Source organism: Undibacterium sp. Ji49W, assembly GCF_049340205.1.
GTDB lineage: Bacteria > Pseudomonadota > Gammaproteobacteria > Burkholderiales > Burkholderiaceae_D > Undibacterium.
The window spans coordinates 423,113-438,222 of the sequence record NZ_JBMPOW010000001.1; the positions used below are offsets into that span (position 1 = coordinate 423,113).

General features: G+C 52.0%; 10 protein-coding genes. 5 read left to right on the forward strand and 5 right to left on the reverse strand.

Annotated features, from left to right (window positions below):
* Positions 1-24: 24 nt before the first annotated feature.
* Genes ACO0LK_RS01845 through ACO0LK_RS01855 form a run of 3 tightly spaced genes read right to left on the reverse strand, consistent with a single transcriptional unit; the run spans position 25 to position 4,978 of the window.
* Complete coding sequence (locus tag ACO0LK_RS01845; RefSeq protein WP_422971606.1) at positions 25-1,965, reverse strand: IucA/IucC family protein; 1,941 nt, start codon at positions 1,963-1,965, stop codon at positions 25-27.
* Entirely contained in the window at positions 1,962-3,107 is a 1,146-nt protein-coding gene (locus tag ACO0LK_RS01850) for an MFS transporter (protein ID WP_422971608.1), read from the reverse strand. The genes ACO0LK_RS01845 and ACO0LK_RS01850 overlap by 4 nt, the downstream gene beginning before the upstream one ends.
* Complete coding sequence (locus tag ACO0LK_RS01855; protein WP_422971610.1) at positions 3,107-4,978, reverse strand: IucA/IucC family protein; 1,872 nt, start codon at positions 4,976-4,978, stop codon at positions 3,107-3,109. Before ACO0LK_RS01855 ends, ACO0LK_RS01850 begins: the two co-directional genes overlap by 1 nt.
* Positions 4,979-5,519: 541 nt before the next feature.
* On the opposite strand from ACO0LK_RS01855, the gene ACO0LK_RS01860 reads away from it, so the two are divergent.
* Genes ACO0LK_RS01860 through ACO0LK_RS01875 form a run of 4 tightly spaced genes read left to right on the forward strand, consistent with a single transcriptional unit; the run spans position 5,520 to position 10,397 of the window.
* A complete protein-coding gene (locus ACO0LK_RS01860; RefSeq protein ID WP_422971612.1) occupies positions 5,520-6,011 on the forward strand; it encodes a MarR family winged helix-turn-helix transcriptional regulator in 492 nt (163 codons plus the stop codon).
* Between the two features lie 32 nt (positions 6,012-6,043).
* Positions 6,044-7,576: an efflux transporter outer membrane subunit gene (locus ACO0LK_RS01865; RefSeq protein ID WP_422971614.1), complete on the forward strand. Its 1,533-nt coding sequence runs from the start codon at positions 6,044-6,046 to the stop codon at positions 7,574-7,576.
* On the forward strand, positions 7,573-8,838 hold the full coding sequence (locus ACO0LK_RS01870) for an HlyD family secretion protein (RefSeq protein WP_422971616.1): 1,266 nt from the start codon (positions 7,573-7,575) through the stop codon (positions 8,836-8,838). The genes ACO0LK_RS01865 and ACO0LK_RS01870 overlap by 4 nt, the downstream gene beginning before the upstream one ends.
* Complete coding sequence (locus tag ACO0LK_RS01875; RefSeq protein WP_186947149.1) at positions 8,838-10,397, forward strand: DHA2 family efflux MFS transporter permease subunit; 1,560 nt, start codon at positions 8,838-8,840, stop codon at positions 10,395-10,397. Before ACO0LK_RS01870 ends, ACO0LK_RS01875 begins: the two co-directional genes overlap by 1 nt.
* Before the next feature lie 97 nt (positions 10,398-10,494).
* On the opposite strand, the gene ACO0LK_RS01880 is transcribed toward ACO0LK_RS01875, so the two are convergent.
* Positions 10,495-12,834 carry a TonB-dependent receptor gene (locus ACO0LK_RS01880; protein ID WP_422971618.1) on the reverse strand — a complete coding sequence of 780 codons (2,340 nt, stop codon included), beginning with the start codon at positions 12,832-12,834 and terminating at the stop codon, positions 10,495-10,497.
* Between ACO0LK_RS01880 and ACO0LK_RS01885 the strand changes: the two genes are divergently transcribed.
* Positions 12,833-13,051 carry a hypothetical protein gene (locus ACO0LK_RS01885; protein WP_422971620.1) on the forward strand — a complete coding sequence of 73 codons (219 nt, stop codon included), beginning with the start codon at positions 12,833-12,835 and terminating at the stop codon, positions 13,049-13,051. The two genes, ACO0LK_RS01880 and ACO0LK_RS01885, sit on opposite strands and share 2 nt — an antisense overlap.
* Positions 13,052-13,121: 70 nt before the next feature.
* Here the strand turns inward: ACO0LK_RS01885 and ACO0LK_RS01890 are convergent, their stop codons facing one another.
* On the reverse strand, positions 13,122-15,020 hold the full coding sequence (locus tag ACO0LK_RS01890) for a hypothetical protein (protein ID WP_422971622.1): 1,899 nt from the start codon (positions 15,018-15,020) through the stop codon (positions 13,122-13,124).
* Between the last annotated feature and the right edge of the window lie 90 nt (positions 15,021-15,110).

The following is a 15,110-nucleotide window of genomic DNA, read 5'->3' on the forward strand; positions in this document are numbered from 1 at the left end:
TCATTTTAGTGAAAGAAATTGGAATTACAGTAAAGGGTTGGCACCATTCACAACACCTAAAGGGTGATACAGCGGTAGATACGCTGCCTTGCGGTCAGCCTGCTTTAAAAAACGGATCAGCAAATTACCTTTGACTGGCAGGGCTTCACCAGACAGCAAGCCTTGTATGCGGCGCGCCGCTTCAGGATTTGGGAAACTTGCCAGATAACTTTGCAGGGTGTTGCGCAGGCAAGCCCACAAGTCGAGATAGAGTTCATGATTGCCATTTGCCAGCGTGGCGATGACTTCGCAAATATTATTGACCAGCAGGCAATAGGCTATGCGTGTCCATCCGGCTTCATCGCTGCAACATATTTCCTCGCGTGTATGGGCATCTAGTTGTAGTGTGTTGATCAGCGCATGGGCTTTGGGGGTCAGTCTGGTCAATTCCAGATCCCTGACGATGAAGCGTGCAGGCGCATCGTCGTCAGCCAGGCCGATGATGCTGTTTTGCATATGTGGTTCAACGACGAAGCCTTTTTCAAACAGCAGATAAAACACAGGATAAATTGCCAGCCTGGCATAGGTGCTGAACCATAAGTGTATGCCTTGCTTCAACGGCAGGCCATGTCTATGGGCAAAGCGCTCTATCAGTGCGGCCACTTGCAGGCGGCCAGCCTGGCCATTGCCGAACAGAGATGCACATATCATGGGAGTGATGCCTTGCGCCATGTGTGTGCTCAATCCCTCCCGCAGGACCAGGCCAAAACCATCTTCGATTTCCTTATGTGGCCTGTGGTTCTGGTGCTGATCCTCAGGGAAGGCGACACTGATATATGCCTGCTCTTCCAATGCATGAAAGTCCGGAAACAAGGCCTGCATATCTGCTTTCATGGGGCGATACAGCCGGCTGGCTGCCAGTGCAGCCGCCAGTTCATGCCGGGCGTTATTGCGTATGCAATTGGTGATACGCAGGTTCAGTGACAGTTTCAAGAAAGCCTTACCGTCCTCAGCCAGCATGGTGCGTATGGATGCTGTCGGATAAAACTGTTTGCCCGCAAGACCCAGGTCGCGCATGTCGCCTGCTGCGACGGCTGCCCTGATTCTTGGTTGTTGCATGAGCCAGTCGGCTTGCCAGGGATGCAGGGGTAGAATGATGTGTTCTGCATCAGCCTGCAAGCCGTGCGCTGTCAGGTCCTGCAAACGTTTTGGCAAGTCACCGGCATCCAGCGCGTCACTGATGATCCACTTGAGTGGTAGCTGGACATAACGTAATTGCAGTTGTGTTCCGTGTTCGGGGGAATATTTCTTTTCTTCTGCGGCGGTCCAGCCAGATCGGCTTTTGGGTGTGGGATGAAACGGGTGACCAGTAAGCAAGTGCTGTTCGCTACGTATATAGTGCTGCAAGGCTGTGCCCACGTGAGGCATGCCATCAAGGTGTTGTTGCGCATCCAGCAGATGCTGCATGGTAGCTATACTTTCTTCTATCTGCTGCAACAGATCTGCATTGTAGGGGGTGCCTTCCCGTAGCGAAAGATCGGAAATGATGAGATGTGCAATCTCGTGCCAACCCGCCACTACCCAGGCTTGCTGGTTATTTTGCAGATAAATATCTGTGGTGTAGTCATAATTGCCGGTGACTGAAACATGCCGCACACCGACACAAAGACGGCTTTGCATGCGTGGCAGCTGTATGTCCAGCACTTGCCCCCGGTACTGATGTAAGGCCGCAGGCGGCAGTATGGTATGCGCAATGGCACGTACTGCCAGATGATGTTCCTGCATGGCGACTTCACGTGCATAGCAGTTCAGCAAGACGTGTGCATGCTGTCGCCGGGCATAATCTTCTGTACCTGCCGATACGGCACTGTTTGCGGCACGCCGGACAGGTGGAAAGTGCGACAGATGTGACAGATGCGGCAGATGCAGAATCGACAATCTGTCGGGTGATTGATTCGGTATGAGCTGGGATAAGTTAGCGTTCATGGACGTTTGCTTTCTATCAAAACAGACAGGCTGGCCAATAGGACACAGCCCAACCAGATGGGAGCGGTATAGCCCAATAAAGTAGCCAGACCACTTGCGAAAATTCCTGCCAGAACAGCGCCCCATTTATTTGCGCCTTCCAGCTTGCCAAAATGTTGACCTGCCGTGGCGTGCTTGGTGGTTGCTGCTGCCAGGGTATTGATGGACAGATAGGCTCCAGTCATGCCGACACCCATGAGCAGACGGCCTGCGATCAGCGTCGGTAAATGGCTGCCCAGCACCTGTATTAGCAGTCCCGCGCAAGTCAGGGCAGAGAAACGTGCCAGCGCAGTTTGTGCATTGGTAAAATTCACGTAGCGACCCAAGGGCCAGGCAAGAAGTAAAAACAGTGCATGTGGCAGACCGAACAAGGCACCTGCCCAGGTCGCAGATATGTCTAGACGCTGCGCCAGATCAATGACGAAATAGGGATAGGTTAATACCGTGCCTATGGTGAACAGTGCCTGGAAACGATAGAGCTTGCCGGCATCTAATGTGCCAGTCGTGCCCGGTGCTGCAATGGCGTGGCAAGATTCTGGAGGGTTGATGTTGCCGTGCTGTACCGGCAGAAAATACAGCATCAGACCCGCCATACCTGGAAAAATGGCCAGGTAAAAAAAGATATGCAGCAAGTTTTGGCCGTTGCTGAACAAGCCAATGATGGCTGGCCCGGCAAACAAGGCGGCGCGTGCCGAGCCCTGCATGACACTTAATAAGCCGGCCAGACGTTTGCCCGGCAGGATGGAAGCCAGGAAGGCATTGGATGCCGCAAAGGTGCCACCCAACAAACCTTGTAAAGTCAGGCCAAAGGCAAATTCCCATGGTGTGCGTGCCAGGCCGGTGACGATGAAACTCAGGCATAGTCCCCAATGTGCCCTTATCAGAGAAGCGCGTATACCTATGCGGTCAGCGAGTTTTCCCCATAAAGGATTGGCGATGGCGGCCGCCAGTGTAGGAAGAGTAAAGTACCACCCCGCCATGGTCAGCGCCTGACTGGAAAAATTCTGGCTTAGTATATGCGCATAAAAAGGAGGCATGCATAACGCAGCAAACGCCGCGCCAAAATGTCCTAGTACCGTGATGAAGATGGTTTGCCGCATCATCACGTACCCGGATGTCTCAAAAAATCATGCAGAGGATTTGGTGCGGTGTGAAATTCTTGCTGGCTTGACGCTGACAGACGCCGTGTTGCCAGGCGTTCTATTTGTATGGTTGGCACAAACAGGTCATACAGTGCAAAACGTTCTGCCAGTTCAGGGACTTGCATTTGATAGTTGAGCACAGTCTGGGCCGCCAGTTGCCAGAAGCGTTTTTCCGGAAAGTCGTGGTAGCGTTCCAGTCTGTTTGCCAGCTCGGATAAATGAATGAACAACAAGACCTCAAGCAGATAGTCTCTGGCTTCACTGACGGCATGCACTGCAAAACCGGTGCTGGCATTGGCCAGATTGCGGTGGTTTGGCGCATTACGCAATGTGCTGATCTGTGCTTCGTTGGTAGTTTGGCCAGCGACATAATGCAATCCCCCGGGCAGGTCGCGTATTGCTACTCCAGTTGGCAGGCCCTTGTTTAATATCAACAGAGTATTTTGTGCATGCGCCTCGAGCAAGACACCGTGCGCCAGCATCAAATGCAGGAAAGGTGGCAGCATGGATTGAAGCAGAGCATTGACCCAGACTTCTGTTCCATGTGCAGCCAGCCACGGACCAATTTCCAATTGCTGCTGACTATCAAGTTTGGTCAATGCAGTACAAGGAAAGATCTGTTCGCCGTCACGCAGTATGGATTCTGGCGATTGGCGCCAGATCGCGCCTAGCAATCCATATCTGTCCTTGCGCGAAAATGCCGGTTTCAGCGTGATACCCATCGGTTCGGCCAAAATAGCCAATCTCGCTTTTTGCTGAAAATAACTATCCTGTACACATAATTGAAACAGCCATTGCGATATCAACGGTGCATTGTGTACATGGTGATCGGACAGGATGCGGTCAGCAGAACTATTGGCTATCGCCAGTGGCAACTTGATATTGAAACGCGGCTTTGGCGCTCTGGAACCTAATGAGCCTATTGCACTTAATGAGCGTATCGATTGCTGCGCCAGCCACATATCTGAGCCGATGCCCAAATATAGTAAGCGGCCATCTGCCAGCCAGTCAGCATATTGAATTTGCAGACTGTGCTGCCAATGCCAGGGGTGTGCCGGCAAAAGGTAATAATTGCTGTTGTCGTGTCCTTGATCTGTTATTGCCTGCTGTAGACGAAGCAATTCCTGCGTATCTGATTCAGCCTGTATGAAGCCAAGGTAATTGAAGTCATTCAATGTATGGATGTCACACAAGTCTTTGGCAATTGCAAGCCAGACCAGACCGAATGGCTGTGCAAATTCAGGACCATAGCGCTGATGATCTTCCAGACTAAAACCCATGCGTGAACGGTAACAGGGGTGATACAAATGACCGTCACCAAGCTGGGCTTCTTGCCAAGCATATGGCAATTCTAGTGGCGACGCATAGCTTGCTGTCAGCGAATAAGCCTGTTTGACGGCGGTATGTGTCAACTCGTCGATGAAGCGCCGGATTTTATCCTCGCCCAGTTGCAAATGTCTGAGTAAATTATTGGTAACGACAGTGATATCGTGGACGACTTTTTCATTGCGGCTATCCGATAGCGGACCAGATAAGCGTGTACGTCCGAATGCATCGGGCAACTGGGCATTGATTTGATATTCCACTCTGATTTGTTGTTCATCCAGACCTATCAAATAAAGTTTGGCGACACCATCAGTGCCATGTTCCAGATGGCCATTGAGGGCACCTTCGAACCAGAACGCTTCCATGAACTGACGCAAAGTCCGTTCCACTGCGGATGCGTAAAACTGGATATGGCTGTGTTGTTTGCTGAAATTCATCAAATCTTCTTCCGTAACTTTATTCGGGGTGAGTGCGTCCTGTACGATTGCGGCGAGCAATCGCACCATGCTTGATCAAGTGGCAGGGCGGAAGCTAAAGAGTTGCTGGGGGACGTATCAGATGTTGACGGAACTTGTGCGCATGCCAGCATGAAAACGTGCGAAAGAACATGGTTTTTTTGCCCGGCATTTGAGGCGGGGCGCAGATGGTCTGCGTGGCACGAAGTGTGAGGCTGAGCGTGATGCTAAGCCTAGGGCTAAGCGATAGAGCGATGGACATGATTTTCCCCAATACAAACTTCATTGGCTTTTCACTGTATCTGCCCACGTCGTGATGCTGGCGAACGTGTGGTACTGGGGCTGGCGCTTGATGGGACTGGTGAAATTGCAAAAGTGGAATCATTATAAATGAGAATGATTATCGTTTGCAAACAATTTTTCACAAAATTTTACATGAATTCCATTGTTATTGATGCCGATGTTTCCTGTTTCATCACCCAAGTGTATTGACCCTTAACAGGAACTCTCCTGTGTATTTGCCATTTTCTGGTGCCGTGCAGAACTTTAAAAACTGGTATAAACTGTTGCCTAGTCAATGAATATTCTCATCATGGATACCGAAAATCAAATTCCCGAGTTCGATAGCTCGCAAGTCGAAGACAGTGTCGGCTATTTGCTGGCCAGGTCGCGAACCATGCTGTCGCGATCTATAGAAGACGCTTTGCGTCGTGTTGATATTACCCATGCGCAAGGCAGTGTCTTCATGATGCTGGCCACTGGCAAGATCAGTACGGCGGCGGATTTGGCGCGCGATCTGTTTATCGACTCCGCAGCAATGAAACGTACTCTGGACAAGCTCGAAGTAAAGGGCTACATCCAGCGGGTGTTGGATGAGAGCGACAAGCGACTGTTCAAGCTGGAGTTGACACCATCTGGCAAGGCAATGGCGGCACAGTTACCAGCAATTTACGCAGAAGTGCTGGATGTGGGGTTTACCGGGTTTGCTGCTGAGGAAATCACTTTCTTGAAGTACCTGCTACGCAAGCTTCTGGCGAATCGCCCCATACTGGAAGCTAAAATGAATAGTTGCCAAGGCAACTAAATAATCATCAATGTGGAATTCATATTTTCATCATGAACAAACCTACCTTTAACATCCGGACAGCCAGCAAGCTGATGCGTGCACTGGCTGCTGCCAGCGCGTTCAGTCTGCTTTCTGCCTGTGTCAGTTACCAGGGCATACAAAGCCAGGTACAACTTAAAACCCTGAATGCAGATAGCGGGGCTTTCCCCGGGCAGGGCGGTAGTGGCAACTGGCCGGATAGCCAATGGGCCAGCAGCATCGGCGGTGCCGATTTACAAAAGCTGATCGATCAGGCATTGCAAAATAACCCCAGCCTGCAAGTTGCCGCTGCCCGCCTGCAGGCCGCGAAAGCAATAACTGCATCTGTAGGTGCCAATGAATTGCCTTCAGTGAATGCCAGCTTTGACAGCACGTATCAGCGCTTTACTGAAAAGGGCCTGATACCACCGCCGTTGGCAGGCACTTACAACACCAACAACCAGTTGGCACTGAATGCATCGTATGAGTTTGATTTCTGGGGCAAGCACAGCGCAGAAATGCGTGCCGCCCTGTCGCAGGAAAAAGTAGCCGAAGCCGAAGGCCAGAGTGTACGCCTGATGCTGGGCAATGCCATTGCCCGTAGCTGGTTGCAATTGGCCCGACAATCGGCGCAGCTTGAACTGAGCAAGCAACAATTGGCGATTCGTGAAAAATTCGATCAACTGACACAGCAACGCGTCAAGGCTGGTCTGGAAACCAAGACGGAAACGCAGCAAAGTCTGATCCAGTTGTCCGGCCTGAAAAACGACATCGCCCAATGGCAGGAGGCCATTGCCCTGACACGTAACCAGATCGCTGCCCTGCAAGGTCTGGGGCCTGAACAGGGGCGTGCTATTCCACTGCCACAATTCAGGCAGGCCGCTGACACGGCCTTGCCTGGCAGCTTGCCGCTGGAATTGCTGGGGCGTCGTCCGGATATCGTGGCGGCACGCTGGCGCGTGGAAGCCAGCCAGGGTGAAGTGGATGTTGCCAAGACCCAGTTTTACCCGAATATCAATCTGGTCGGCTTTGCCGGTTTATCCAGCCTGGGTTTGAGCAATCTCTTGCAAAGCGGCAGCAGCATTATCGGCGTCGGCCCGGCAATACGTCTGCCGATTTTTGAAGGTGGACGTTTGCGTGCGCAGTTGAAGGGTAAAGTGGCTTCTTATGATGTGGCCGTTGCTACCTATAACCAAAGCCTGACCGATGCCCTGCATGAAGTGGCAGATCAGGTTCAGATACTGCAAGCCAGCCAGGCGCAGGCCACCGAACAGAAAGCTGCCGAACAGGCGGCCCGTGTCAGCCTGCAACTGGCACAGCAAAGACAGAAAGCCGGTACTGCCAATATGTTGCCGGTATTGGCAGCGGAAAGCGCCGTATTGTCCCAGCAAAAACTGTTGCTGGACATCGCCATCCGTCATACCGAAAGCCAGATCAATCTGATCAAGGCGCTGGGTGGCGGCTATGACAGCAAGACCAGTTTTGCACCTGCCGCCAGCCAGGCAAACAGCAATACAAACATCAACAACACAACCGCAGCAAGCACATCGGAGGCCGCGCTATGAACGCCCCAGCAGCAAACAACCAAGATAAACCTGTTACAGCCCAGCCACCTGTCGAAGCAGCTCCGGAAAATGGCAAGCGCCGCGGTCTTCTGCTGATCGTCACCTTCATTATTCTTATTGCTGCTATTGCTTACGGTGCATGGTGGTGGCTGGTTGCCCGCAATTTTGAGCATACTGAAGATGCCTATGCCGCCGGCAATGTGGTGCAGGTGACATCGCAGGTCACTGGTACTGTGATAGCGATTCATGCCGACGACACTGAACTGGTACAAGCGGGTAAGCCGCTAGTGGAACTCGACAAGACCGATGCCAAAGTGGCTGTTGATCAGGCCGAAGCACAACTGGCCCAGACCGTACGTGAAGTGCGTGTGCTGTTTGCCAATAACGGCAGTTTGCAGGCCAATGTCAGCCTGCGCAGTAGCGAAGTCGAAAAAGCCAAAGCAGATCTGGTCCGCCGTCAGCAATTGCTGAGCACAGGCGCAGTCTCCGCGGAAGAACTGGAACATGCACGCAATGCCGTCAAGACGGCAGAAGCGGCCTTGCAGGCTGCCAGTGAACAACTGACATCCAACCGCACGCTGACAGAAAACACCACCGTCACCCAGCACCCGAATGTGTTGCGCGCAGCCGCACGTTTGCGTGAAACCCTGCTGGCTTTAAGCCGCACCAGCCTGCCTGCACCAACCACTGGTTATGTTGCCAAGCGTGCAGTGCAGGTCGGCCAGCGTATTGCTGCCGGTTCACCATTGTTGTCCGTCGTGTCTTTGAATTCGTTGTGGGTCGATGCCAATTTCAAGGAAGTGCAACTGGCACATATGCGTATAGGCCAGGACGTAGAATTGCGTTCTGATGTGTATGGCGATGATGTCACCTACCATGGCAAGGTATTGGGCATGTCTGCCGGTACCGGTTCTGCCTTTGCCCTGTTGCCGGCGCAAAATGCCAGCGGCAACTGGATCAAGGTCGTGCAGCGCGTACCGGTACGTATTACCCTGGACCCGAAAGAGCTGGAAGCGCATCCCCTGCGCATCGGTGTGTCCATGCAGGTCAAGGTTAATATCTCGCAACAGCAGGGTGCACCGGTAACGGCTGCGACACGTACCACCCCGGCGTATCAGACTGCCGTGTTTGAACAGAATGGCAAAGATGCCGATCAGCGTATCGCAGAAATCATTACCGCCAATCTGCCGGTTGCCAAGGCTGTCACTACGGCTGTCAATAAGACTGTCACTAACGCTACCACCAACAACAAGGCCAGGTAATGAGCGCGGCACCACGTCCACAGGCACCGCATCCGCCACTGAAAGGACCGCAACTGGCGATGGGCACGTTGGCCCTGTCGCTGGCGGTCTTTATGAATGTGCTGGATTCGTCGATTGCCAATGTGTCGATACCGGCCATCTCCGGTAACCTGGGTGTATCGCCGCAACAGGGCACCTGGGTCATTACCTCGTTTGCGGTGGCGAATGCGATTTCCGTGCCGCTGACAGGCTGGCTGACGACCCATTTTGGTCAGGTCAGGCTGTTTCTGTCATCGATATTGCTATTCGTGATTTCATCATGGTTATGCGGCATGGCACCGAATATCGAAATCCTGATTGCCGCCCGTATTTTGCAGGGGGCAGTTGCAGGGCCGATGATTCCTCTGTCGCAGGCTTTGCTGCTGGGTAGTTACCCGCCTTCCAAAAGCTCCATGGCCCTGGCCTTATGGGGCATGACAACCCTGGTCGCACCCATCATGGGGCCGCTGTTAGGGGGCTGGATATCGGACAATTATACGTGGCCATGGATCTTTTATATCAATATCCCGGTGGGCTTGTTTACTGCCTGGGCCACCTGGTCTATTTATCGCAAGCGTGAATCACAGATCAAGAATCTGCCTATCGACAAGGTGGGCCTGTTCCTGCTCGTTATCTGGGTCGGTGCCCTCCAGTTAATGCTGGACAAGGGCAAGGAACTGGATTGGTTCAATTCCGGCGAGATTATCCTGCTGACCGTGGTTGCTGTTGTAGGCCTGATTTATTTCGTCATCTGGGAGCTGGGGCAAGATCATCCCGTGGTGGATCTGTCGCTGTTCAAGGGCCGTAATTTCAGCGCCGGTGTGATCGCCATTTCCATTGGTTACGGCCTGTTCTTCGGTAGCCTGGTCATCATGCCTTTGTGGTTGCAGACGCAGTTGTCGTATACCGCGACTGAGGCCGGCAAGGTCATGGCACCAGTGGGCATATTTGCGATTTTGCTGTCACCCATCATAGGCAAGATATTACCCAAGGTAGACGCCAGAAAAATTGCCTCTGCCGCCTTCCTCGGGTTTGCACTGGTGTTCTTTTTGCGCTCAGGCTTCAACACGGAAGTGGATACCTATACCCTGCTGATACCCACGTTGATACAGGGCGCCGCCATGTCCATGTTCTTTATTCCGCTGACGTCAATTATTTTGTCTGGCCAGCCACCGGATAAAATCCCGGCGGCATCCGGCCTGTCGAATTTCGTACGTATCATGTGCGGCGGTATGGGGGCTTCCATCATGACGACCATCTGGGATAGTCGCAGCACCCTGCACCACGCCCAGATGACCGAACTGACCGGTAGCAGCTATCCGACCTTTGTGCAAAGCATGCAAAACCTGATACAGCAGGGCATACCGGAACAGGGGGCCTACGCCATCATAGACCGCACCATCAGCGTACAGGCCAGCACCATGGCGGCGACAGATATCTTCTGGATGTCAGCCTATATGTTTATCGGCCTGATTGGCCTGGTGTGGCTGACCAAACCGAAGAAATCGGCGGTGCCGGTGGATGCGGGTGGTGCGCATTAGGTGATGATGAGAGTGATGATGAGGGTATTGTCACGATGAAGTGAAAGCCCGGCAGTTTTGCCGGACTTTTGTTTTTTACAGATGTTGCAATGTCTGATCAGAACTTGGCATCGAAGCGTACACCCACGTAACGGAAGGCGTCACGGGCCGGGCTCCAGGTGGTGTTGGTTACGGCGATCACCGGATTCGGGGCTTTGGAACTCCAGCTTCCCAGGCCGGTAAAGCCGGTGTTGGCATAGTGTTTGTTGAACAGGTTATTGATAAAGAAACTCAGCTTGTATCTGCTTTGTTTGTCTTTGATGCCAAATCCCAGATTGGTCACGCTGTAGCCGGCGACCGACAGCGTCGGATCCTGATTCAGGTTGGTCAATACTTCGCTTTGGTAACGGACTGCTGCCGTTATAAAAGCATCAAAAGAATTATCTTTCAGGCGGATATCGTATTGCCCGCCCAGATTGGCCTTGATCTTCGGTGCATTTGGCATCCGTCCACCGGCCAGGTCTTGCACATTCTGTCCGCCATACTGTGCTGATTTCAACTGACAGGCTGCATTAAATCCACCATTCGATGTATCTGTGACGTTGTAGCAGGGGGCATTTGGAAATTCGCTAATGCTTGCATCAGTATAGGCGACGCTGCCATTGATGATGAAATCAGTGGTTATCAGTGCCGAGATATCCATTTCCACGCCACGGGTCTGTACCCCGCCGACGCTGTTGAGGCGGGTGACATAGGTGGTTGTGCCAGGCAAATAACCGCCAGAATTTTGCTGGTAATTCTTGAATTTACTGTTGAAAGCGGCCAGGTTCAAGGTCAGACGGTTGTTCAGGAAATTGCCTTTCAGACCCAGTTCAAACGTATTGGACGTTTCTGAATGTACAGGCTGTTGGGCGGCCGTGGCAGCATTCAGGCTGCTGGTCAGGTCGTAAGCCAGGCCCTTGTATCCGGTGGCACCCAGTGCATACGCCATCAGGTTTTTACTGAACTGATGTTGCAGACTCAGTTTGCCGGTAGTGGCATTTTCTGTGTTATCCACACTGGAATACGAGGCAGTCGGAACGAACGCGCCAGGTGGCGGTGCGCCGGTCGTAAAATGATAGCCCGAGGTTTCGCGGTTATAACGCAGGCCGGCAAGCACACTGTAATCCTTGGCAAAATCCCAGCTTACCTGGCCAAATATAGCCTTGTTTTCATTGTAGGTATCGGTGAAATACTGGGTCGGCGTACTCAGGGCGATGCCGTTATAACCGCGGATGAAGTGGCGGTCGATGGCATTCCATCCATACCACAGGCCGGCTACATATTTGACGGGCTGGTTATCAGGTGAAGTCAGACGCAGTTCCTGGGTTCTGGAAATGACATCGAAAGTACCGTACTGCACATAACCTTCGTTGACGCCAGCCGGTTTGCCGTTTGCCAGTGGGTAATACAGCAGGGTAGGGATATCGACAAAATCCTGGTCACGCGAATCATTCGCATAATACTTGTCCAGCGAGGTGATGGAACTCAGCGTGGCACCGTTCGGCATGGCATAGTTGATGCGCAAGCCAAAGCCACGGCTGGTGGATTCCTGCCCGGTCTTGGTGTCATTGCGAATGTCTGTATTGTAAGGCCCGATATTGATACCCTGCAACAGCGTAGTGGCAGGCAGCTGTGCGACATTGGAAAGCAATGCCCCCTGCAATGGCGTCATGCTGGTTGCGACCAGGGCACAGCAGGTGGTGTTGGAATAGCTGTAACGGGGTGTGAAATCAATATCCAGCGTGTCGGTTGGATGCCAGCTCAGTTTCGCCATGAAGGTCTTGCCGCCGGAGCCATTGGTTTTGGTGCCGGTAGTCAGGTTATTGACATTGCCGGCGAAGCGGGTGTCGCTGGCAGCGATGCGAAAGCCGAATTTTTCTGACAGTTCACCACCGTAGCTGCCGCCGACGCGCCATTCGCCATCGCTGGTGTACAGCGTGCTGAAATTGCCTGCCAGAGGGCCGGAAATAGGCTTGGTCGTGACATTCACTGCACCGGCGATGGCGCTTTTGCCAAACAGGGTGCTTTGTGGCCCTTTCAGGATTTCTATCCTGGCGATATCCGTCAAATCCTGGAATGCCTTGACCTGCATCCCCATGGGAATGTCATCGATGATAACTGCCACGTCAGCTTCCACGCCTATGCCTATCGAGGTGGTGCCTATGCCGCGCATATTGATGCCGTTATTCGCGGGTGTGGTGCCGTAGGTGATAGTCAGTGCCGGTGACAGGTTGATGACGTCGGCAAATTCGCGGACATTATTTCTTTGCAGTACAGCGTCGCCCAACACCGTGATGGCCAGCGGAACCTGTTCCAGTTTCTCTATACGTTTATTGGCCGATACGATGACTTCTTCCAGCTTTGGCTGTTCGGCCGTTGTAGCAGGTGCCTGTTGTGCTGTAGCGGTCTGCATCATGCTCAAGAGCGCCAGAGCTACCGCTGAAGTGATGGGCAAGAGTCGGCATGTTTGCCTTGGTCGTGATGGTTTGTTGCGCATTTTTCTGTCTCCTGATAATTGTTTTTTATTGGTGTTGCTGGGTATTTCTGGCGTTGCAATTGAAAATCACTGCTGCATCATCAAGCTTGCTGATGTTGAATTTGCGCAGAGAATTCCGGTGTGGTTCATCCAGTAAATAAATCAGTGGTATTTATCAATGTTATTTATCAATGTTATTTATCAATGTTATTTATCAATGTTATTTATCAATGATATTTGATGGACCAGCTAATCGTGATGGGCGTATCAAAACTGAAGGCTTTGCGTTCACAGCTAACCAGAGTCTTCATGGGGCCGTTTGGCGATTTGAAATTTTCTGTATCGAGGCTGGCCCTGGCGCTACAGTGATCCATGCCTGTGACTGTAAATTCACTCAGGTCACCTTTGTTGAAACGGATGGTATTGCCATTGATCTCAGGCATTTCTGAAAAGCTGGCAAATTCCAGTGACACCTGGCGCACGCCTAGTTTTTCTGTCGGCAGATACTGGTCTGTTCGTGTAATTGTGCCTGCGCCCAGACGGTAGCTGGTATTCAGTTGTATGCGCGCATCCGGTACTGGTTTCTGATTGACTGGGCCGATTCTGGTCAGGCTGTCCTGGTGATAACTGACCTCATAAGTCTGCTGGTTTTTTGTATTGCGGATGTTCTTGATAAAGGCTGTGGCGATCAGTTCACTGCCGTCATTCAAGGTAAATTTGGGCAGCAATTGCGGATGCTGATAGCCGCTGTCAGCAATGCCGGCAACCAGCAGATTGGAAAATGGCAAGGGATAATAAGGGCTGTTGCCGTGCTGGCTGGCGCCACCATTCACCATCAGCAAACTGAACACATGCCCTGCATCTCGATAGATGGCGAGCGCTCTGTCGTATTCGCCACGGGCAAACCAGGTGAACTCGAATACGGGTTGTGTCTGGTTCAGCCATGCTGCCAGATCCTGCTTGGGCAATGTGTCCTGGTACCCCATCTGACGCCATAGATCATTGGCCGAGATCAGTTGGTGCAGCAGTGAGAAATTTTCGCCCAGGATGCGGTGTATGCCGCGATAGTCGTCCGTTTTCCGGCCCTGACCCCACAGGTCGACAGACCTGGTTTTTTTGTCGTACCAGAAATCAACGTATTTGGCGACAATGCGGGTGGAATAGGCGTAAGCATATTCTTTTTCTTGCGGGCTCAATATGCTTAGGTAGGCAGATACCGTCAGTATGTCAAGCACGGCAGTTTCGCCATAGGCACCGATACTGCGTCCAAAACTGAAACCATCGCCGGATACATTGCCCAGGCGGAAGGCAATGTCAGTTGCTTTTCTTAACTTGATTTTCAGTTCTGGCGTGACTTCCATGCCGGTTTCTATGAAACGTCCACATATTTCTGAAATCAGCAAAATGCTGTAGCGGTCAAAACGGCCTTCACCTTCGGTTTCGTCAGAAAAACCATAGGTGCCGGAATGTTGTTCATAATGATCCAGCAGTTTTTTCAACAGTCTTTGGCTTGCTGTTTCGTCTTCCCAGCCCAGTAGCATGCGCAGGCGTGCCACACCAAATGCCACACCGTAATAATTGGTCGGTAACTGTATAAGTTTGAAATCTGTTTGTGTGACGAAGCTGCGCCAGTCCAGTTTTTTCTTCAGTGCATCCAGTGTTTTTGCCGTGAGTGCCTGTTCCAGCAAACCATTTTTCTTTAACTCGTAAAGCGTCAGCAGATAGTAGTAGATGCCCCAGGTGTGATTGTCCATGCCGACAATCAATTCTGCCGATTCGCGAAAATCACGCAGATAGGGGGCAAGATCTTTTCCTTCATGCTTTGCGTTCAGCAGCAGGTGGCCCAGGCCGGAAGCGATTTTCCCTGGTAAAAACTTATCCTTGCCGTTGAAGGCAGGGTAGCCATTGAGTGTGGTGTTTTCTTTTTCAGCCAGCAGCTTTTGCGCCAGATAGGCCAGTTGCGGATATAGCTCGGACTGCACAATCTTGTCCATGGCAACATTCGTCAGTGGCGGTTCATAGACGATTTTGGCGGTGTCACTGGCTGCGGTCACCGGGGCAGATGTGAGCGTGGCGAGCGTGGTGAGTGCGGTGAGCAGAATGCAAATTCGGGGCAAGAAATTCATCAGCTATAACCTGGCAGGTTTGTTCTTGCTTGCAAGGTGTGAAGAGTACCTGAAGCAAGCTTGAAATTATTTAGGAAAACGTTTAACTAG